Below are 19,751 nucleotides of genomic sequence, written 5' to 3'. Positions count from 1 at the left end.
CTCCGCCACGATCAACTCACGCGCCCCAGCCCCCACCATGCTCGGTTCAACGAGCCACTCCCGCGCCGAGCCACGGCCAACCATGCACGAGGTCGTTAGAGGTCGTTCTCTTTCCGAACCCCGTGTGCGGATTCCGCTGGTCAGACATGGGATTGCAGCTGGCACGGAAGCCTCGACTCGTTGCCGGTCGGGATGTTGTGGGGGTGGCGGATGCCGTCGATGCGAGCGGTTCTGGAAGCGCGGCGGAAGGCCGCGGCGGTGCGGGTGGAGGAACTCGAAGCCGAACTGGTGCGGGTGCGGACGGACTTGGCTGACGCGGAAGAGGTCCTCAGGCGCCGGGTGATCGGTCTGGAGCAGTATCTGGAGGCGCTGGCCGAGGAGGAAGAGCCCGCGGTGGTGGCCGTTGGGTCGTCGCGGAGGAAGCCGGTCGGGCCGCGACGCGCGGTGCCGCACCGGGAGAACGCGGCCGGGGTCGAGGACCTGTCGGTGGACTACCAGGCGTTGATGGCCGCTGCCCTGGACGCGGGAGCCGATGGGCTGGGTGCCCGGTGGGCAGCGGTGGTGCTGGGCTGGGACAGCGCGTCCGTCTCCCGCGTCGAGGGAGCACGGGCCCGGCTGAAACGGCTGGTGGAACGGGGCTGGCTGATCGAAGAGAAGCCGGGCAGGTTCACGCTGTCCGCGCTGACGCAGAACGCTGCTGATGATGGGCGGCCAGTCGGCGGCTCATGAGCATGGTCATCGACCACCGGATGACAGATTCGCTGGTGTCGATGCGCCGTTCGTAGTCACGGATTAGGCGCCGGCTGCGCAGGAACCAGGCAAAGGATCTTTCCACGACCCAGCGGCGGGGCAGGACCTGAAAGCCGCAGACGCCGTCGCTGCGGCGGACGACGTCGAGAACGAGTCCGAGGTGCGGGGCGGCCCAGTCCTGGAGGTGGCCGCGGTAGCCGCCGTCGGCCCAGATCAAAGAAAGTCGCGGAAAGCGGCTCCTCGCCGCGGGCAGCAGGATGCGGGCGGCGTCCCGGTCGATCGTGGACGCCGGCGTGACCAGCACGTCCAGCAGGAGGCCGAGCGTGTCGGTGAGCAGGTGCCGCTTGCGTCCGTTGATCTTTTTCCCCGCGTCGTACCCCCGTGAAGCGAAGGCGACGGTGGCGTCCGCCTTCACCGACTGCGAGTCCACGACCGCCGCACTCGCCGCCTCCTCACGGCCCTCCGCCCGGCGGACGGCACCACGCAGCCGGTCGTGCAGTTCCGCCACCAGCCCGGTATCCCGCCAGCGGGCGAAGAAGGCATACACGCGAGGCCAGGGCGGAAAATCCGCGGGCATGGCCCGCCACTTGATGCCGTTGTCGACGAGGTGGCGCACGGCGTCGATCATCTGCCGGTGGCAGTAGCCCTCCGGACGGCCGCCGCGGCCCGCCAGCCATCCCGGCACCGGCAGCAGATCCCGCACCAGGGTCCATTCGGCATCGCTCATGTCGGAGTCGTACCGCGGCCGGCGGCCGGTCCTGTCGGCCGCGTTCCCGAACCTGTGGGCGAGGCAGTCACACCCAAGGGTGGCCAGACTGGGCCCGTCAGCCATCACCACGCAACACTTCAACACCAGGGCCTCTTGCAACTCGCTGGATTCGACAACCGCGAGCTACCAAGAGGCCCTTCCGTCATGCCTCAACACCGGACAACTCACCCGATCCAGCACCCCGTTCGAACCACGTCGGCCACGCGAGCGGAATAAGAAAAGCCAGTGAGGCCGCCCCATTGACCTGAGCCTGCGAAGGGGCAGGGACATCCCCTCGGACCCGCGGACGCGGGGAACAGGACGACGTGCTGCGGCACGTCATCGAGGAGCAGGGCCCATCCCCGCGCCCGCGGGGATGGGCCCTCGGTGCGCCGTGGCTGTCCCGGCCGGCGATCTGCTCCTCGCGCCCACGGGGATGGTCCCCATGCCTGCCACGACATGGCGCCGGTGCGAAGGGGCCCGTGCTGGCGGATGCAGTCGATCAGGTCCTGCCCCCCTGGGACGTGCGGGCCCTGGACGCTGCCGACGCCGTGACCGAGCAGCGCGTCCAGCAGCACCACGCCAGCCTCCAGCGTCCCACGCTGCCTGCGGGTGGAGCTGTCGGGCCACGACGGGCCGGGCATCCCGGTCCTCGCCACGGTGCGGGCGAGTCCCCCCAGATCCAGTTCGAGATGACCACGCTCTATCCCGCCGTGAGCACGGCCATCGGTCCGACGTGATGCTCGACCTGAGGGGCCACGACCGGCCCGTCACGTTTCGCTTGCGTCAGCTCCGCGAGATCGCCATGCCCCTCGCTGCGGTCGAGGCGGTTCTGGACGCCGGGGCCGACGAGGCACCGGCGAACGTATCGCGTTGCACATCTCCAGTCACGGAGTGAGCGTCCGGTCCCCGAACGACGGAGCTCGGCGACGGCGGCCCGCAGGTCGTCGTCGACCGTGCCCGACGCACGTCAGCGCCGACCGCGGCGATCTCACCACCCTGGCCATGCCCGTCAAGGTCGACCACTCAGCCTGAGAACGGCAACGGGGAACAGACTCTGCTTGGCCGGGCTGTCACGGGCGGGGAGCGACCGATCGCTCCACTCGCGTCTCAGCTTTTCCCCGCCGCGCTGACGGCCGTCGTCGCGTCCTGGCGTTCCGAGGATGCCGGGTCGCTGGACGGAGAACCGCAGGTCACGGCCCGGTGTTTCCGCCTCGGTTGAGCCAGGCGCGGACGGATCCGCCGTCATAGACGACGAGGTAGTCGGCCCTGCCGTCGCCGCTGATGTCGCGGAACACCGCCTTGTCGCCGGGATAGCCGGTTTCGTTGACGAAGTTCAGCTGTTCCGTGAAGCCGCCGCTGTCCCTTCCGCCGTTGTTGATGTAGGCGTGGACGGCACCACTGCCACCGACCATCAGGTAGTCGGCTCTGCGGTCACCGTTGACGTCGGCGAGGCGGAGCTTGTCCCTGGAGCCGTACCGGACTCCAGGAGCCCAGTCGAGCCGTTCCACCCATCGGGGCGTCTCGATCCGGTCTCCCGGCTGGTTCACGTAGGCGTGGACGGCGCCGTTCTCACCGACGCGAAGGAGGTCGTCCCGGCCATCACCGTCGATGTCCGCGAAGCGGACGGCCTCTAGGGGAATGCCGGCGATGGGAGCGAAGATCAGCCCTATGTCTCCCCATTGGATTCGTCCGTCCTTGACGCCGAGATTCTCGACGAAGTCAACAAACTTGTCCGAGAAGCCCGGGAACCTCACCATGTCGTCGCGGCCGTCACCGTTGAGGTCGGCGAACCGCATCACTGATGCGGGTCCCCAAGGCCGCCTTGGGTAGTTCACTCCCAGCTCGACCCAGTCGGGCTTGCCGGGTTCACCGGCGGTGTTGAGGGCGACCCGCAAGCCGCCGTTGCCACTCAGCCGAACATAGTCGCCACGGTTGTCGCCGTTGAGTTCGACGATGTCGGTGCGGCCCTCGGGGTACTCCATACCCGGCGCGATGACTCCCAGCGCACGCCACCCCGGACCGGCTTTGCTGCCCTCTTCCTCCGGGCACTCCTTCCCGCTGCCGGGAACGGGTTTCTCGATCCAGCCCAGATCGGACGCTCTCCAGATCTCGTTGTAGAAGACGTCGGCCATCTTCCGGTAGCCGGTGTCATTGGGATGGGAGCCGTCGACGTCATCGGTGGTCACCATGCTCATGTCCGCCACAAGGACGTGCTTGCCCTGCTCCTGCCGCTGTTTCACCAGGCCGGGGATCCGGGCGTTGTAGGCGTCGATCCTGGGCTGCAGGCCGTCCTTGGTGGAGGGGATGAGGGTGGCGACGATGACGACCGCCTCGGGTGCGTCGTGGAGTACCTGGTCGATCAGGGCGCCGAGCCGGTCCGGCGCGGTGGCCAGGTCCCTGTTCTGGTTCATGTCGTTCGTTCCGGCGTGCAGCGTCACCACATTGGGCCGGTAGGCGGGCACCGTGCAGTCCACCCGTTCCATGATCTCGTCGATCCGCTCGCCGGAGACTCCGTCATGGTCACGATCGGGCAGGGTGCCCGAGCGTTGGTCACCCACGAAGTCCCGCTTGAATCGCTTCCCTTCGATGCTGATCAACCCGTCCTCGAGCGCCGACGGCGTGAGGTCGTTCCACAGGGGAAGGCGGTAGCCGTTCTTGTCGGTGCTGTTCTCGCCGACAGTGATCGAATCCCCCTGGGGTCCCAGGACGATGTCGTCACGAAGCGGAGGCGGGTCCACCTCGCCCCGGGCGCGGATTCCACCTACCTGCACGGGATAGTGATCCCCGCCCACACCATGTAGCCGGTAGACCTGGTGCCCGATGACCTGGTCGTTGGACACGGCGTAATCCAACTCGCGACCGCTTTGGTGCGTGGGCTGGTGAGTTCGGTAGAAGTAGCCTTCCAGGTTCGGGGCGCCCTGATCCGTGGCGAGTTCCGCCGGTTCGCGGTTGAAGTCACCCGCCACCACCCAGGTGTAGCTGTTCCCGTCTTGCCGGCCCCAGCCCTCAACCGTTCTGGCGATCTCGGCAATCATGCGAGCCGAGTCGGTACCTCCGCCGGACAGTGCGTGGAAGTTGAAGTACCAGGTCAGACCGTAGCGGAGGCCCAGCGCTGTGCGACCGCGAGCCCGGGGATTGACCACTATCGCGAGATCATCCGGTTCGTCGCGGGTCACGGTGGCGATGTTGACCCGCCCGCCAGTGCCTCTGCCGCCGTTGTCGTCGGTCTGCAGGAAGTACACGTGGTAAGGAAGCGGGTCCCTGGTGCTGCTCTCCGGCGCCCAAGGGATGTGCCTGACCTCTTCCCCGCCGATGATCTGGGTGTCAGGTCCGAGAACGTCGGGCCGATTACTGCCCGCCGGTGGATCGGCGCCCACTTCCTGCAGCATCACCATCTGCACCTGCTGCATGAACGGCCTGACGGTGTCCTGCCACCTCAGTCCCTGATTCGAGCCTTGCATATTCAAGGTGATGAATGGCGTCGAGGACAGGGGCCGGGGGACGGCCTGCGCCGGGGTGGCCGTCGGCTCAGCAACCACCAGCAGCGTCGCGGCGGCCACCGCGGCCATGAGCCACGCGAGTGGGCCCGTGAGCGCCCTGTGCACGCCGCCCGGTTTCGCCGTGCCCGGTCTGCACCGGATGCGGCCTTCGCCTGCACCTAAGAGGGGTCTTGCCATGTTTCCTCCTTGTCGAACAGCGCCGGCTGCGGCACTGGAGAAGCGGCAGGGGCCGCCGGGGCAACGGTGAGAAGCCGGGCGCAGGCTCGCCCGCGTCATGAACCGGGCGCCCGACCTTGGGAGAGACGAGGCCGGCCTCCCGACGGTTCGGCGGCTCGCCGTTCTCGCCGACAATGACGCAAACCGTGGCATGGGCGCCCGTCCACGCCCGGCCCCTCCCCGACACCGCCGAATCCTGGCACGGCGAGTGACCTGCGGTGTCGTTACAGAGGACGAAGGCGTATCCCGCACATTGATCACGACCCGATAGACGAGCTGGTTGTTGCCAGCCATGACGTTGGTGACGCACCACGTCGGTGTTGACCTTCATGCCGCCGACGGGAACCAAGCCGGGTCGTCCGCAGGTGTGGACGCGGCGGCAGCTCAACGGTCAACCAGCCGTGGACGCAGGGCTTCACCCGGGGATTCCGCGTCGGTGTCGTCGGTGCCCACCGGGCCGCGGGGAAGCAGCCGGTCCAGCCACTTCGGCAGCCACCAGTTGGTCCGGCCGAGGAGTGTCATGGTCGCCGGCACCAGCACCATGCGTACGACGGTGGCGTCGATGAAGATCGCGGTGGCCAGGCCGAGCCCGAACATTTTGGTGGAGGGGTCGTCGGCGACGGCGAAGGACAGGAAGACCGCCACCATGATGAGGGCGGCCGAGGTGATGATCCGGGCGGTGCGCGAGACGCCCTCGACGATCGCCGTGCCGTTGTCGCCGGTGCGCAGGTACTCCTCGCGTACGCGGGAGAGGAGGAACACCTCGTAGTCCATCGACAGGCCGAAGAGGATGGCGAAGAGGAACATCGGGATGAACGACACGATCGGAACCGTTGCTTCCAGCCCGATGAGTGCGCCGGCCCAGCCCCATTGGAAGACCGCGACCATGATGCCGTAGGCCGCGCCGATGCTCAGCAGATTCAGCAGTACCGCCTTGAGCGGTACGAGTATCGAGCGGAAGACCAGCATCAGCAGCAGGAACGACATCGCCAGCACGGCGGCGACGAACGCAGGCAGGCGTTGGCTGGTGCGTTGGCCCACATCGGACAGGCTCGCGGCGGCGCCGCCGACGTGGGCCCTGGCCGGGCCGTGCCCGATCGCCGTGGGCAGCACGTCGGTGCGCAGCCGGGCGATGGTGTCGGCCGTGGCCTTGTCCTGAGGGCTGGTGGTCGGGAAGACCACGAGGGTCGCGATGCCGGTGGCCCGATCGATGTGTGTCGGCGCGACGGATGCGATGCCCGGATCCGCCGCGACCGTGGTGACGAGACGGTCCAGCACTCCCCGATCGCCGGAGGGGTCTGCGGCGATGACGAGGGGACCGTTGGTGCCCGGGCCGAACCCCTCGGCGACGAGGTCGTAGGCCCGGCGTTCAGTACGGCTCTGCGGCAGTGAGCCGTCGTCGGGGAGGCCGACGCGCAGGCCGAGCACGGGCAGCGTCGCGGTCAGCAGCAGCCCCGCCGCGCCGACCGCGTACGGCATCGGGTGCTGGCTGACGTGCCCGATCCAGCGACGCCACCCGGCGGCGTGGGCGGCGCCTGCCGCCGGGTCCCGCCGCCGTGCGAGTCGGCCCGGCTTCCTGGTCTGCAGAGCCCGGCCTATCCGGCCGGCCCGGGCCAGGCGCGGGCCCGCCGCGCCGAGGAAGGCCGGCAGCAGTGTCACCGAGGCGAGCACCATGATCAGGACGACGATCGAGACGGCAGCCCCGCCCACCGTCATGAACGGCACGTTCGCGACCGCCAGGCCGAGGATCGACACGACGACGGTGCCGCCGGCGAAGACCACCGGCCGCCCCGCCGTTGCCACCGCTCGTCCGGCCGCCGCCTGCGGATCGAGCCCGCACGCGAGGTACTCCCGGTGCCTGGCGAGCACGAACAGCGCGTAGTCGATGCCCACTCCGAGCCCGACCATGCTGCCCAGGACCGGTGCGAAGGTGGGGACCTCTGTCACCCCCGCCAGTACCGTCATCGTGGCGACCCCGACGGTCAGCCCGAAGACCGCCATGCCGATCGGCAGCGCGGCGGCGACGAGCGAACCGAACGCCAGGAACAGGATCGCGGCCGCGGCGAGGAGGCCGATCAGCTCGCTCGCGCCGCCGTCGGGGTCGGAGAAGGCGTAGAAGAGGTTCCCGCCCATCTCGATGCACAGGGGCAGTTCGGCGCGCAGCCGGTCGCCGAGACCGACGAGGGCGTCGAGGTCTTCGGCCGACAGCTGGCTCTGGTCGGGGTACTGCACCCGGACGACCGCGATCCGCCCGTCGGCCGAGACGAGGCCGGCGCGCACGGCGGTGGCCCCGCCCGTGTCGAGTGCCCGCGCCGGGTCGCTCGTGCCGAGCACGTGCGGCAGCCGCTTCACCTCGGTCTGCAGCCGCGTGAGAGCGGTGCGCGCGCCGTCGTCGTCGAAGAACGTCGCACCGTCGTCGAGGGGGGTGACGACCACTTGGGCGGTCATCCCCTCCTGGCCGGTGCCTGCCCGCTCGATCAGTTCCGCGGCCCGTTGCGAGTCCAGTCCCGGAGCGGTCATCGAGTCCGCGGTACGCCCGCCGAAGGCGACGGCGGCGAGGACGGCGAGCGTGGCGGCGATCAGCCATGCCGCGATCACCCGCCAGGGATGACGGGCGGCGCTTGTGCCCAGGCGCAACAGGGCTTTCGAGAGCATCGGGTCCTCCAACCACCTCGTCGGCCGTCCTTGTACGGCCGCCGATGCCGAGGCTCGTCGCCACGGCGCTCCGCGGCATCGGCCCGCGGGCCGCGGATCCGTCGGCCCCGGGGCGGAGTGACGACCCGTCCTTTCGGCCGATGCGCGCCGCGCCGCGGTCCCTAGGCTGAGAACCGTGCTCCGAGACGACCTGCGAACCCTGTGGACCGAACCCCGGCCGCCCGGTGCGCCCGCCCGGGTGCGGCGGGACTGGGCACTGCTCGCTGCGGGCCTTGCCGGTGTGGCGCTGGAGGCCACCCTGCGCGAGAACGTCGTGTGGCGGCCGTTGGCGGTGGTGTTCGCCGTATGGCTGTGCCTGCTGCCCCTGTGGCGCCGGACCCGCCCGCTGGCGATGGTGACGCTGGCGTTCGGCTCGGTGGTCCTGCTTGCGGTGGCCTCGCTCGTCGCCGCACCGCGCGAGCCCGTCGGCCTGTACACCGGCGCGGTCGTGCTCGTGCTGGTTTACGCGCTGCTCCGGTGGGGATCGGGACGCGAGATCGTGCTGGGCGGCGCGGTGATCCTCGCGGCCGGCGCGCTGTGTTCCGTCACGGACGAGACGCCGGTCCTCGAAAATGTGGTGGGACTGCTCTTCCTTCTGCTGCCCGGCGTGGTCGGGGCTGCCGTGCGGTTCCGGGTGACCGCTCGTGAGCGGCAGTTGGAGCAGGTGCGCTCCCGCGAGCGCGAGCAGCTCGCCCGGGAACTGCACGACACGGTGGCCCACCACGTGTCGGCCATGGTGATCATCGCCCAGGCGGGCCGGGTGCTCGCGGGCACCGACCCGTCCGCCGCCGTCGAGGCGCTGGAGGGGGTCGAGGAGGAAGGGGCACGCACGCTGGAGGAAATGCGCGCCATGGTCGCCGCGCTGCGCGACCGCGGGGTCGGTGCCGAGCTGGCGCCCCCTGCCGGAGTCGCAGATCTGGAGCGCCTGGTGCGCACCCCGGGTGCTCGCCTCAGGGTCGACCTGGGGCTGGACGGCGAACTGGACGCGCTGCCCCCGGCCGTGGACGCGGCCGTCTACCGGATCGTGCAGGAGTCGGTGACCAACGCGCTGCGCCATGCGGTCGACGCGACCGAGCTCGTCGTTCGGGTCGCCGCGGAACGGCACACGGTACGGGTGAGCGTGCGCGACAACGGCCGGCGCACCGGCCGTGGTCGCGATGGATACGGACTTACCGGACTGCGCGAGCGCGCGACCCTGCTCGGCGGCACACTACGAGTCGGCCCGGGTACCGACCGGGGCTGGCATGTCGAAGCCGAACTGCCGAGAGCGAGGAGGGAGAGCGGTGTCCATTCGCGTCCTCGTCGCTGACGACCAGACGATCATCCGTACCGGGTTGCGGATCATGCTGAACGCCCAGCCCGGCATCGAGGTGGTCGGCGAGGCCGCCGACGGGCGGGAAGCGGTACGTCTGGCCCGCGAACTACGCCCCGACGTCTGCCTGTTCGACATCCGCATGCCCGTACTCGACGGGCTCGAGGCCACCCGGCTGGTCGCCGGCCCGGGCGTTGCCGACCCGCTGGTCGTGGTCGTCATCACCACGTTCGACCTCGACGAGTACGTCTACGGCTCTTTGCGTGCCGGCGCCCGCGGATTCCTGCTCAAGGACACGGGACCGGACCTTCTGGCGCAGGCCGTACGGTCGGCGTCCGACGGTGAGGCGCTCATCGCGCCCAGCGTCACCGTCCGTCTGCTCCAGGCATTCGCGGACCTGCCCGCCGGCCGGCCCGTGGCCCAGCCGGTCTCCCCCGTCACCGCCCGCGAGGAGCAGGTGCTCCTCGCCGTCGCTCGCGGGCTGACCAACACCGAGATCGCCGATGCACTGCACATCAGCCTCAGCACGGTGAAGACGCATCTGGCAAGCCTGATGGCCAAGCTCGGCGCCCGCAACCGGGTGGAGATCGCGATGTGGGCCTACGAAACGCGCCGTATCCTCCCCGGAACCTGAGCCGGGTGCCGGGCCTGTCCCCATCCCGACCACACCTCGGTGCCGGCCGCCGAAGCCACCGCCGCCCCGAACGCCGAAGCGAGAACAACCAACGCCTGACCAAACATGTCATCGCCCGCGCCCGCAAGGCTGCCAGCCCTCATGTCCCTATGCCAGCAAAGCGTGCTGAGCCTGGCACCTCACCCAACCGCCTCGGCAGACTTTGAACCGAGGGCAGATCGCGCAACGACCCTCAAGGCGTCTGCCCGGACTCTTCAACCGGGCCGGGCAGAGGCGGTTCCACCCCCAACTAGCCAGCGCCTTCACTTCGACGGGCGTTCAAGAATCTACCAACTGGTCGTGTTCGGCTGGGCGCGCAACCTGCCGAGCTGTGCATACCGAAGTGGGCGAGCAGGCGTAACTGGACCAACACGGTCAGCCCGCGGGCGTCCCGCTTCCAGTGCGGACGATCCAATCGCTTTGTCGCTCGCACTGGACATCAGCCCTAACGAGCTCCTCCTCCCTAACGAGCTCCTCCTCCCTAACGAGCTCCTCCTCCCTGATCCGCTCCCTAGCACCCCAGAGGTGGAGCTGACGCCAACCAGAGCATGGGGGTGGCCGACGTCTGGCAGTGGGCCACCCATAATCCGCCAGGCGACCACCTCAAGGGCCAGGCCGGTCGAGCCGCCTGGGCGGGGGCGTGCCAGAGTTTCAGAGTCAGACCGCCACGGCCGCCCGGCAGGGTGGCTGTGTTCAGCGCCGGGCTGCCGCGGCCGCGGCCAGGATGCGGTGCAGGACGGGGACCGGGATCGCAGGGTTGGTGACCGCCTCGCATGCCGTGTAGCGGTCGTGCAGCAGTCCGGCAAGGACGCGGGCTGGCAGCCGCGGATTGCGCATCGCGGTCCCGCGGACGTGGGCCGCTGGGTCGTTCAGGAGTCGCACCGCGTCGGCCGGTGACAGCCGGGTGTCCTCGGCCGCGCGGCGGCGCACCTCGGCTTCTGGGTCGCGGGCGAGGCGTGCGACGTCGGCAGGCGTGGACTCCGGATCGTCCAGGGCTAGGCGGCGCATCCGCCCATCGGGGTCGTCGGCAAAGCGCAGCAGCCCGGTACGGGGGAAGTTGGGGTGGCTGCGGGGGCGGTCGGGGTGAGTGAAGCTGCCGTCCCACCAGCGCCAGACCTCCAGCAGCATCTCGGCCGGCGCGTCATCGCACGATTCGGCGAGAAACAGGCGGACTGTCCGGTCCTCATCCCGGGCCAGACGCTCCACGACGTCCGATGGAAGATGCCGGGCACGGGCCACGCTTCGGCGGATGAGCGGATGGGACGATACGGCGAGGCGGCGCATCGCGTCGGCGTCACCGTGCAGGCCCTCGACCCAGGGCAGAGTGCGCGACATCGACGTCGGGTCGAAGTCGTAGCGCACCGCGGCACGTTGCTCCTCGTTGAGGTCGGGCCGCAGTGCCACCACCGAGCGGATGTCGTCGTATGGATCCTCCGCCAGGACGGCGACGCTGTGGGCACTGAGCGCCGGGTTGGCGGCCAGTGCTCGGCGTACCTCCGCGTCCCCGTCCCGGACCAGATCCGCCTCCAGCTCGGGCGCGAGACGGCACTGTTCGAGCGCGCGCCGGGGCGCGGGCAGCGCGGCAAAGACCTCGCGAGGCATGGGGATACCGGTGTGGTGGGCGAGCAGCGCCGCCGTACGCACCGTGTCGTCGGTGTCAGCCAGCAGGCGCGCCCGCAGCGGCGCGGCGAGGTCTTCCCACCGGGCGCAGACAGTCGCCCGCACCCGGGGATCGGCGTCGGCCGCGAGGCTGGGGAGGTGGTGTGCGGGGAGCCCCGGGAGTTCGGCGGCCCGAGCACGGGACGGGCCGGCGAGGAGGTCGTCGTACAGGTCCCCGGGGAGTTCGACGCCCCAGGCGCAGGCATGCTCGGCCCAGAGCACTCGCCGGCTCGGCGACGGTTCGGCGCGGACCAGGCGTACCCACTGATCTGACGTGAGCTTGGGCCGAAAGGTGTCCGCGGGCCTCGAGCGCACCCGCGGATCGGGATGCGCCACGGCGGCGTCGAGAACGGCGGGCCGGTCGCAGCCGTGCAGGAAGCCCACCTCCACATCCAGCAGCCGGACCAGCAACTCGTCCGGCGCGGCCGGATTGGACCCGATCCCCTCCGCCCAGTGCAAAGGCCATGCTGGCTGGCCGGGCACCGCCGACCACACCTCGGCGCGCTCGACGTCCGTCTCGCGCCCGGCAGCCGTGGCGGCCTCCTCCAGCCGCTCCGACAATCGGTCGAGGGCCGTCACCCGAGGCCTGTCCGCGCCGGGCACCTCAGCCAGCAGCACCTGCCCGTCGAGGGAGAGCGCCACGAACCCCGGGTCGCCTGTCAGCCCCGGCACACCGCCGCCGGCGTAGCGGACCCGGGTCCACCAGGCGTCGTTCCCGCCGATCCGATGTCCGAGGACGGCCACCAGGAACTCGCCGTCGGCACCTGCAAGGCGGCGCCACCACTCGGCGTCGAGCGCTTCCCGGACGGTGCCGTCCGGCGCTGCGATCCCCCGGGCGATGCGCCAGCCGGCCTCCGGCGGGAACAGAATGCCCGGGCGCACGTCCTCGACAACCGTGAGTCCGGCGCATGGGAGCAGTTCGTGGAGTTCCTCTCGGTGGTGCACGCGGTCATGATCCCCGCCGACTCATGGTGGGACAAGTCCCTCAGCCCAGGCGCGACCGTCCCTAACCGGCGTACACGTCATTGGCTGCGATGCCGTTCGCCCCGCCCGGGCGGATCGAGTTGGCCCCACTGGTGCAGCAGAGGCCTTTTGCTGGCCCCGGCAGAGACCGGATCGCCGGGCACAGGGCCGGTGAAGGAGTCCGTCTCCTGCTGGGCGAGGGAACCGAGCGGGGCGCGGCGGGTCTCGGGCAGCTCGGCGACACGCCAGGCAGCCGCACCCAGCAACAGCGCCGCGCGCGGGTCGGTGGTGCGCAGGGCGTCTGCCTCGTCGGCGACCCGTCGGGCCGCTTCCTGGGTGCGCCGGCGCTCGTTGTCGTGGTAGGCGTCCCAGACGGCGAGGCCCGTCAGCAGCGCCACCGCCAGGACCGCGGACAGCGAGACGGTCAGGATCCGGTGTCTGCGGCTGATACTGAGCCGCGGCTCTGCGCTCCGCCTCCCGGGCGTCGAGCGCGGTGGTGAGGAAGTCCCGCTCCGACTCCGTCAGCGCGAGGTCGGCCGCAGGGTCCGGGAACAGTTCCTCGGCCCGGGTCAGCCGGGTGCCCGGGTACAGGGCGCCGGGGTCGCGGTCGTGCTCCAGCCAGGTGCGGGCCGCGTCGGCGAGCATCCGGTGGTCGCGAAGCCGTATCCGGTTGCTTGCCCTCGATCGCGGCAACCTTTGTGTGCGTGGCGGCAACTGACGGGCATCCGGGACCGGATCATGGCCCGCTGTGCCAGAAGGAGCGACCGCGAACAGACGCCGTTCGTGCACCATCCGCACTGCCCCCGGCCCGACTGCGATCTGCCCGCGGACGCCGCCTGCGACGGCTCCCACCAGTCCACCGTCCACGAGACGCAGCACATGGCGCTGCTGAACCCCGCCACGCCGATCGACGCCGCCATCCGCCTCGCCGACCACTCCTCGATGCTGCTGCGCACCGCACTCGCAGCCCGCCCCGACCTGCCGCCGCCGGTCTGCGAACGGCTCGCCGCCGATCCCCTCCCGGGAGTCCGGGCCGACCTCGCCGGCAATCCTGCACTCGACGCCGCCCTGATCCGTGCGCTTGCCACCGACCGGGGCCACGACGTGCAGCGCAGGCTCGCGCACAACCCGAATGTGCCGCTCGACGTGCTCACCCACCTGGCGGGCGTCACAAGGATCGGCCCGACCCTGCTGCCGCGCATCGCCGCCGCCTCTCCGGCGGAGGTCGCGGAGCTGGCCGAGTCGCCGAATCCGGGCGTGCGGATGCTCCTGGCCGCACGACGCGATCTGCCGGCCGGGATCCGCGACGCGCTGGCCGCCGACCCCGACGCCAAGGTGGTCAAGTCCGTCGCACCGCACCCGGGCCTTTCCGAAACCCGGCTGCGTGCCATGGTCGCCCGGCACGGAGCCCGGGTTGTGGCCAAGGTGGCGACCAACCCGGACGCCTCCCCCACCCTGTTGGAGGAACTGACCCGGCACGCGCCGCCGGTGCAGAAGGCTCTTCGCGAGGTCGCCCGGCACCGCAACGCGACAGCCCCGGCATTGCTGGCCTGCCTGGCGGACAGGCAGGCCAGGCCAATAGCCGCTGGTCACCCGGCTCTGCCGCCGCCGGTCATCACCGAACTGCTCACCGACAACCACTGGCAGGTGGTGGAAGCGGCGGCCGCCAACCCGTCACTGCCGCCCGCCATGATGGCGAAGCTGATGCCGTAGAAAACGCTCAGGCCAAGACCCCCGGCACTGCTCCACCCGCCAACTCGGGCGCTCACCAGCCACCCCAAGGCGCTCAGTGACACGGGCTCGGCAGTACCTCATCGATCTTCGGGACAACGAAGCCGCCGATGGTTGGCACCGGATCAGCTGGATGACGTAGTGAGTGGGATTGGTCAAAGCAGGCTGATTGGGACCAGCGAGGCACGCGGCTTACCAGGTCAGGTGGTGTGCGCGGGTACCGGCTCCCTGGCCTTGCCTCCGGGGGGCGATGGCCGCGAGTGTCCCGCTGCTGGTGCTGGTCGCCGCAACGGCGACGGCCGGGATGGCTGGCGATCAGCGTGACCGTGTGGGCCGGTCCGATGCAGGAGCGCATCCCCGCGGACCGCTTGAGCCGGGACCCTTCGTAGTCGACGTTCGGGCAGCTCGTTCCCGTGCCGGTCGGGTACCTGCTGGCGGGCTGGTCGCCCATGCGGTCGGGCCGGTAACGCATCGGCCTCAGACGGGTGAGGTCGGTCAGGGCGTCAGCAGTGCAGGCGGCGAGGTTGCCCAGGTCGTTCGCTCGGCCGCTCCTTGCGGACCAGCCAGCAGCTGATGCATCAGGGCGTCTCCAGGCGCTTCGGCCGCCGCCCCCACACACCGGGAGGCGCCGAGTCGGGCCGGTGCTGTACTGATCAGGCAGAACCTCTCGCCTCTGGAGTGCGGCATGTGCCCCTCTCCGCCTCCCAACCCGGACGCCTGGCGCCGCCCGCACGCACAACCTTGCCCTGGCCGCATGACCACACACACCAGCAGCCAGCACAGCTGCCTGATCAAGGCGGCCTTGTACGACCCGCTTTAGAAGCCCTTGACGCTCCACTCCTGGACGCCCGCACGGTTGTTCGTCCACAGGGTCAGCCAGGTGCCGTCGGCCAGCGAATTACCTCTGGGCGTGACGGCCTTGCCGAGCCGGTTGGTTATCGTGGCGCCGTCCGGCCCGAACAGCTGGGAGCTCGCCGAGCTGTTGCAGGTCCACAGGGTCAGCACGGCTCCGTCGGTGCCCTCGGCGTCGCCCTGCGGAGTCAGGCACTTTCCGCTCGCCTTGTTGACCAGGCGGCCGTTGACGTATGCCCAACGCTGGCTCTCGGCCCCGGTACAGTGCCACACCGTGACGACGGTGCCGTTGGCGGTGCCGTCGCCCTGGGGTGTGGCGCAAACGAAGCCCGGTTTGTTGAAGTTGGACATCCACCCCCAGCCGTCGACCGCCTTACCGGCGTCGGGGACGATGGAGAACACCACGCGGTGCGGACCTGCGGAGTCCTCCAGTGCCTCGTTCAGCCCCCACAGTCGCCGGGCGTTCCGGTCCCAGGACAGGCCTTGCGTCAGATACGGCGCCTGGGTGAGGACATGGGGGCCGTTGCCCGGACTGGCCACATGGACGCAGGAGAAGCCTGACGGCCATGAGCCGGGGCAGTCACCGCTCATGTAGAAGTTCTCCCCATCGGTGGCCGTGCCCTGCACGTTGTACACGGGTGTGGTGTAGCCCGTGGTGTACGACGTCACGCGGGTCGGCAGGCTCGAACCGAGCTGGGACAGCGGCCAGCGGACGATCCGGGCCCCGGCCCCCGACCGGTTCTCCACCGAGACCAGGGACGGCGTGGACGTCGACCGGTCGATGCTCAGGCTGCTCAGGCACAGAACTCCGTTGGTGGGGCCGCAGCTGCGAGGGTTGTCGTTGGGAAACGGGTGGCCGTTGGTCTCATCGGGGTTGACGTCCGGCTTGGTGGTGTAGCGCGCCAGCAGCGGCAGGGCCCAGCGGTGATAGCGCGCCGAGGTCTGACCGCCGCTCAGGCCGGTGGCGGCGCTGTTGGTGTCGTTCATTCTCCACAGGTGCGTGAGGTCGTAGACCTGAAGTTCGACGCCGTTGGCCACGAACAGCCGGTTGCCGTACCAGGCGACGCCGTCCGCGTGCGAGCGGTGGGCCAGTTTCTTGAAGTTGCCGTTGACGGGCTCCACGAGCGCCACATGGCCGTACGACACCTGATCGCCGGTCGACTGAGCGATGGAGATGCGGGTGTACTCCTCATAGGGGCTCTTGGGATCGTCCTTGACGTACGTCCCGTAGTACCAGGACGCGGCGTACAGGTGCCGACCGGCGTACAGGCCGTCAGCGGTCGCGTCGTGCGAACCGGAGAAGCCTTGCGGCATCCAGCCGCCGATCTTCGTGCCGGTGCTGTCCGTGTCCGTGTAGCCGGTCCGGTCGTCGGCGTCGTCCCAGCAAAAGCCGTCGTACTTCAGGGTGCCGTTCAGTCCGGTGCCGTGGCACAGGGACGGGCGGCCGGTGCGGGAGCCCAGTACGTCGGTGACGGATGCCCTGGCGACGCCGGCCGATTCGGCGGAGGAGATGAGGCCGGATTTGTCTCCGTCCACGCGGGTCAGCGTGAAATTGGCGGAGAAGGAGTCCAGGGCGGGGGCCGCTTGAGCGGACTGCACAGGCAGCAACAGGGTCGCGGTCAGGGTCGCCCCGACCGCGGGAAGGAGAAGGCGCCGTACGCGCTCGAACGCTTGTTTCACAGCGTGCAGGCTATAACTACAACCAGCGCTCGGATGCCCGGCCTTGGGGTCGGGATACGTCTGGGCGTTGTCGGTCCCTGTCCTCGCGGCATGGGCGAGCCGGTTGACTGGCTGTTCTCTATCCGCTCGTGTGGTCCGCGGTTCGAACAACGCCCTGATTCGGGTGAGTTAGCCGGTGCGGGGGCATGAGAAAAGGGCCTCTTGGCAGCTCACGGTTGTCGAGTCCAGCGAGATGCAAGAGGCCCTGTTGTCGAAGTGTCGCGTGGTCGTTGCCCGGTCCAGCTCGTCCAATCGTGGGTGTGACTGCCTCGCCCACAGGTTCGGTAACGCGGTCGACCGGCCGGATCGTCGGCCCCGGTACGGCTCGGACATGAGCGATGCCGAGTGGGCCCTGGTGCGGGATCTGCCGCCGGTTCCGGGCCGGCTGGCGGGCCGCAGCGGGCGTCCGGAGGGCTACCGCCACCGGCAGATGATCGACGCGGTGCGCTACCTCGTCGACAACGGCACCAAATGGCGGGCGATGCCGTCCGACTTCCTATAGTTACGTGGAATCACGCGCCGCAGGATGCGTTTCGTATTCTGCGGCGTCGCCACGTACTGAGGGGCCAGGCTCGCCGCAGGCGACCGCGGAGCGGCTTGGCCTGGCGGCCCGGCGGCGCGCGTGGTGCCTCCGGAGGCCTGTCCGTGGTCGCCTACACCCACCCCGGCGACACAATCGTGGTGCACACCCTCGACCGGCTCGGCCGAAACCCGCGCGAAGTCCTCAACCTGGTGCACGGCCTGAACGACAAGCACATCGGCGTACGCTCGCCGGCCGACCCGCTGCCGATCACCACCGCCGATGAGGGCATGGGCCGCATCGCCTTCCCTCTGCCGGCCCTGTTCGCCAAGATGGAACGCACCTTCACCGCCGAACGCGCCACCCACGCCCGCGCCGTCGCCGAAACCGCGGGCCGCCGCATCGGCCGCCCCGTAGCCACTCCTTTCGACAAGATTGAGTACGCGGCACGTTCAAGGACCAAGACAGCAGCAATGGGGAGATCAGCAGCAAGACCGGTATCTCGAAGACCTCCGCGCACCGCTACCTCCAGGGGTAGCCACATCGCAGGTGCCGAAGTGGTCAATGCCGGACGGCGCCTCCAGCGGAAGTCGGTGAGCCTCGACGGCCTGCTCTGGCGGTTGTCGCGGTGCGCAGCCTCGGGGCCAGAGCTGTGCGCAGTGCCGGGGCAAGGATGTGGCGGGTCTCGGACGGGGTGAGAGCGGCGGGGGTAGGCAAGGGGTTGAGGTAGCGGGTGTAGATGAGGCCGCCGAGGATCGTCACCACGGCTGTGGCGCGGGCGGTCGCGTCCCGGCCACCGAGAAATTCAACAAGCCGGGTCAGCAGCTCGTGTTCCAGGTATTCGCGGATGACTTCGGCGGCCTCGTCGCCCTGGGTGGTGAGCTGCTGGAAGTCGGCGTCCTCCCACAGATCCGTGACCGCGTCGATCAGGCGGTCGGGGAGGGTGGCCGGGTCGCCGCCGAGGACGTCGTCCACCGCCAGTGCGTTGGCGCACTGGACCTGCATCACCTCTGCGAACAGGCCCTTCTTCGAGCCGAAGTGGTAGGCGATCAGCGCCGGATCGACCCCGGCCGCCCCGGCCACCGCACGCACGGTGGTGCGCCGATACCCGTGCTCCAGGAACAACCCGCGGGCCGCCGAGACGATCACCTGGCGGGTCGGCGGGTTGCCGCGCGGGCGGCCTCGGGTGCGGGCGGGTGCGAGGGCGGGGTTATTCATCAACGTTGAGCCTGTGCTTCGTGATCAGCACAGTCAAGGGCGTTCCGGGAAACACACGAAGGGATGACCCGACACCATGCGTATCGCAGTCTTCGGCGCCAATGGACCGACCGGCCGCCACCTCACCGAGCAGGCCCTCGCCGCCGGCCACCAGGTCGTCGCCGTGACCCGCCGCCCCGGCTCCCTGCGTGCGCGGCCCGGCCTCAACGTGGCCGTCGCCGACGCCACCGACCCGGTGGCCGTCGATGCCGCGCTCGGCGGGACGGACGCCGTTCTCTCCGCGCTGGGCGCACGCTTCAGCAAGGAGACCATCACCACGTACTCGGCGAGCGCCACGGCCATCACCGGGGCCATGGCCCGCCACGGCATCAAGCGACTTCTCGCCGTCAGCTCCAGCATCGCCGACCCGAACTGGCGTCCCACCGGCGCGCACTTCTTCAACCTTGTGCTCGACCCGCTGGTGAACCGGCGCCTGGGCCGCACTCTTCACGAGGACATGCGCCGCATGGAGGACGTGATCCGTCGAACGAGCCTCGACTGGACCTTCGTGCGACCCTCGGGCCTGTTCGAGTACCCCGTCGTCACGGAGTACCACACCGCCGAGACCAGCGCCGACGGCGTCTTCACCGCCCGCGCCGACCTCGCCGCGAGCATGCTGCGCGAGCTGGAGGAACGGCGGTACGTCCGGACAGCCATGGGCGTCATCACCACGGCCGTGAAGCCGAATATCGCCAAGCTGATCTGGGATGAGGGCGTGAAGAAGAAGTGAGCCGGGCGACCGCCGAACTGCCGGCCGGCCTGCGGGAGTTCCTCACTCGCCCCTACCCGGCCACCTTCACCACCCTCCGCCGCGACGGCACCCCGCACGTCACCCCCGTCCGCTTCACCTTCGACGCGTCCACCGGCCTGGCCCGCGTGACCACCCGGGCCAAGGCCCGGAAGGCCCGGAACGTGGCGGCGGGCGGCCCGACGGTACGCGTCGCGCTCTGCCAGGCGGACGGCTTTCGCTGGGTCACCCTCGAAGGCCGGGCCACCGTCACCGACGACCCCGCGCGCCTGGCCGAGGCGGTCCGCCGCTACACCGTCCGCTACGGCGCGGCCCCGCCCGCCCCGCCGGACCTGGTCGTCGTCGAGATCGCCGTCGACCACGTCCTGAGCCTCAACCTCTGAATCCCCCGTATGGAAAGCGAAGT

14 protein-coding genes and 3 pseudogenes are annotated in these 19,751 nt (G+C 70.1%); 10 read left to right on the top strand and 7 right to left on the bottom strand.

Translation table 11 applies throughout. The annotated features are described in order from the left end of the window. Positions 1-219 precede the first annotated feature (219 nt). On the top strand, positions 220-729 hold the full coding sequence (locus ACFYNL_RS36695) for a hypothetical protein (protein WP_388811721.1): 510 nt from the start codon (positions 220-222) through the stop codon (positions 727-729). Here ACFYNL_RS36695 and ACFYNL_RS36690 read toward each other — a convergent pair. Beyond that, positions 668-1,477 (bottom strand): IS5 family transposase, encoded by an 810-nt coding sequence (locus ACFYNL_RS36690; RefSeq protein ID WP_388811676.1) that lies wholly within the window; start codon positions 1,475-1,477, stop codon positions 668-670. The two genes, ACFYNL_RS36695 and ACFYNL_RS36690, sit on opposite strands and share 62 nt — an antisense overlap. Before the next feature lie 503 nt (positions 1,478-1,980). On the opposite strand from ACFYNL_RS36690, the gene ACFYNL_RS36685 reads away from it, so the two are divergent. After that, the gene (locus ACFYNL_RS36685) at positions 1,981-2,238 is read left to right on the top strand and encodes a hypothetical protein (protein ID WP_388811725.1); all 258 of its coding nucleotides are present in this window, start codon (positions 1,981-1,983) and stop codon (positions 2,236-2,238) included. Positions 2,239-2,691: 453 nt separating this feature from the next. Here the strand turns inward: ACFYNL_RS36685 and ACFYNL_RS36680 are convergent, their stop codons facing one another. Continuing rightward, positions 2,692-5,178 carry a GDSL-type esterase/lipase family protein gene (locus tag ACFYNL_RS36680; protein ID WP_388811674.1) on the bottom strand — a complete coding sequence of 829 codons (2,487 nt, stop codon included), beginning with the start codon at positions 5,176-5,178 and terminating at the stop codon, positions 2,692-2,694. Between the two features lie 423 nt (positions 5,179-5,601). Then, the gene (locus ACFYNL_RS36675; protein WP_388811671.1) at positions 5,602-7,872 is read right to left on the bottom strand and encodes an MMPL family transporter; all 2,271 of its coding nucleotides are present in this window, start codon (positions 7,870-7,872) and stop codon (positions 5,602-5,604) included. A 175-nt stretch (positions 7,873-8,047) separates the two neighbouring features. Here ACFYNL_RS36675 and ACFYNL_RS36670 point away from each other — a divergent pair, with 175 nt between their 5' ends. Then, positions 8,048-9,220 (top strand): sensor histidine kinase, encoded by a 1,173-nt coding sequence (locus ACFYNL_RS36670; protein ID WP_388811669.1) that lies wholly within the window; start codon positions 8,048-8,050, stop codon positions 9,218-9,220. Beyond that, positions 9,195-9,857 (top strand): response regulator, encoded by a 663-nt coding sequence (locus ACFYNL_RS36665; RefSeq protein WP_388811666.1) that lies wholly within the window; start codon positions 9,195-9,197, stop codon positions 9,855-9,857. The genes ACFYNL_RS36670 and ACFYNL_RS36665 overlap by 26 nt, the downstream gene beginning before the upstream one ends. Positions 9,858-10,589: 732 nt before the next feature. Here the strand turns inward: ACFYNL_RS36665 and ACFYNL_RS36660 are convergent. Continuing rightward, positions 10,590-12,500, bottom strand: a complete 1,911-nt coding sequence (locus ACFYNL_RS36660) for a hypothetical protein (RefSeq protein WP_388811665.1) — start codon at positions 12,498-12,500, stop codon at positions 10,590-10,592. Between the two features lie 77 nt (positions 12,501-12,577). Next, positions 12,578-12,916 carry a hypothetical protein gene (locus ACFYNL_RS36655; protein WP_388811662.1) on the bottom strand — a complete coding sequence of 113 codons (339 nt, stop codon included), beginning with the start codon at positions 12,914-12,916 and terminating at the stop codon, positions 12,578-12,580. Between the two features lie 361 nt (positions 12,917-13,277). Here ACFYNL_RS36655 and ACFYNL_RS36650 point away from each other — a divergent pair. After that, positions 13,278-14,231: pseudogene (locus ACFYNL_RS36650) on the top strand (hypothetical protein); the annotation flags it as partial. An 834-nt stretch (positions 14,232-15,065) separates the two neighbouring features. Here the strand turns inward: ACFYNL_RS36650 and ACFYNL_RS36645 are convergent. After that, on the bottom strand, positions 15,066-16,781 hold the full coding sequence (locus tag ACFYNL_RS36645) for an RICIN domain-containing protein (protein ID WP_388811659.1): 1,716 nt from the start codon (positions 16,779-16,781) through the stop codon (positions 15,066-15,068). 370 nt (positions 16,782-17,151) lie between these two features. Between ACFYNL_RS36645 and ACFYNL_RS36640 the strand changes: the two genes are divergently transcribed. The 3 genes and pseudogenes from ACFYNL_RS36640 to ACFYNL_RS36630 form a co-directional block, all read left to right on the top strand. Next, positions 17,152-17,322, top strand: a complete 171-nt coding sequence (locus ACFYNL_RS36640; RefSeq protein WP_388811657.1) for a transposase — start codon at positions 17,152-17,154, stop codon at positions 17,320-17,322. After that, positions 17,292-17,726, top strand: a pseudogene (locus tag ACFYNL_RS36635) (recombinase family protein); the annotation flags it as partial. The gene ACFYNL_RS36640 and the pseudogene ACFYNL_RS36635, both read left to right, overlap by 31 nt. An 80-nt stretch (positions 17,727-17,806) precedes the next feature. Next, positions 17,807-17,878: pseudogene (locus tag ACFYNL_RS36630) on the top strand (helix-turn-helix domain-containing protein); the annotation flags it as partial. A 23-nt stretch (positions 17,879-17,901) separates the two neighbouring features. Here ACFYNL_RS36630 and ACFYNL_RS36625 read toward each other — a convergent pair. Then, positions 17,902-18,558: a TetR/AcrR family transcriptional regulator gene (locus ACFYNL_RS36625; protein ID WP_388811654.1), complete on the bottom strand. Its 657-nt coding sequence runs from the start codon at positions 18,556-18,558 to the stop codon at positions 17,902-17,904. Between the two features lie 76 nt (positions 18,559-18,634). Here ACFYNL_RS36625 and ACFYNL_RS36620 point away from each other — a divergent pair, with 76 nt between their 5' ends. Next, positions 18,635-19,327: an NAD(P)-dependent oxidoreductase gene (locus tag ACFYNL_RS36620; RefSeq protein WP_388811651.1), complete on the top strand. Its 693-nt coding sequence runs from the start codon at positions 18,635-18,637 to the stop codon at positions 19,325-19,327. Then, complete coding sequence (locus ACFYNL_RS36615; protein ID WP_388811648.1) at positions 19,324-19,728, top strand: pyridoxamine 5'-phosphate oxidase family protein; 405 nt, start codon at positions 19,324-19,326, stop codon at positions 19,726-19,728. Before ACFYNL_RS36620 ends, ACFYNL_RS36615 begins: the two co-directional genes overlap by 4 nt. Positions 19,729-19,751: the final 23 nt, after the last annotated feature.

It is taken from the genome of Streptomyces sp. NPDC007808, from assembly GCF_042868655.1.
Taxonomy (GTDB): Bacteria; Actinomycetota; Actinomycetes; order Streptomycetales; family Streptomycetaceae; genus Streptomyces.
Note: the sequence above shows the minus strand (reverse complement) of the source record. Positions and strands in the feature narration are given on the sequence as shown.

Coding starts and splice junctions, on each gene's coding strand:
- ACFYNL_RS36640 (WP_388811657.1), top strand. CDS start 17,152: ATGAGCGATGCCGAGTGGGCCCTGGTGCGGGATCTGCCGCCGGTTCCG.
- ACFYNL_RS36625 (WP_388811654.1), bottom strand. CDS start 18,558: ATGAATAACCCCGCCCTCGCACCCGCCCGCACCCGAGGCCGCCCGCGC.
- ACFYNL_RS36695 (WP_388811721.1), top strand. CDS start 220: ATGCGAGCGGTTCTGGAAGCGCGGCGGAAGGCCGCGGCGGTGCGGGTG.
- ACFYNL_RS36690 (WP_388811676.1), bottom strand. CDS start 1,477: ATGAGCGATGCCGAATGGACCCTGGTGCGGGATCTGCTGCCGGTGCCG.
- ACFYNL_RS36620 (WP_388811651.1), top strand. CDS start 18,635: ATGCGTATCGCAGTCTTCGGCGCCAATGGACCGACCGGCCGCCACCTC.
- ACFYNL_RS36680 (WP_388811674.1), bottom strand. CDS start 5,178: ATGGCAAGACCCCTCTTAGGTGCAGGCGAAGGCCGCATCCGGTGCAGA.
- ACFYNL_RS36675 (WP_388811671.1), bottom strand. CDS start 7,872: ATGCTCTCGAAAGCCCTGTTGCGCCTGGGCACAAGCGCCGCCCGTCAT.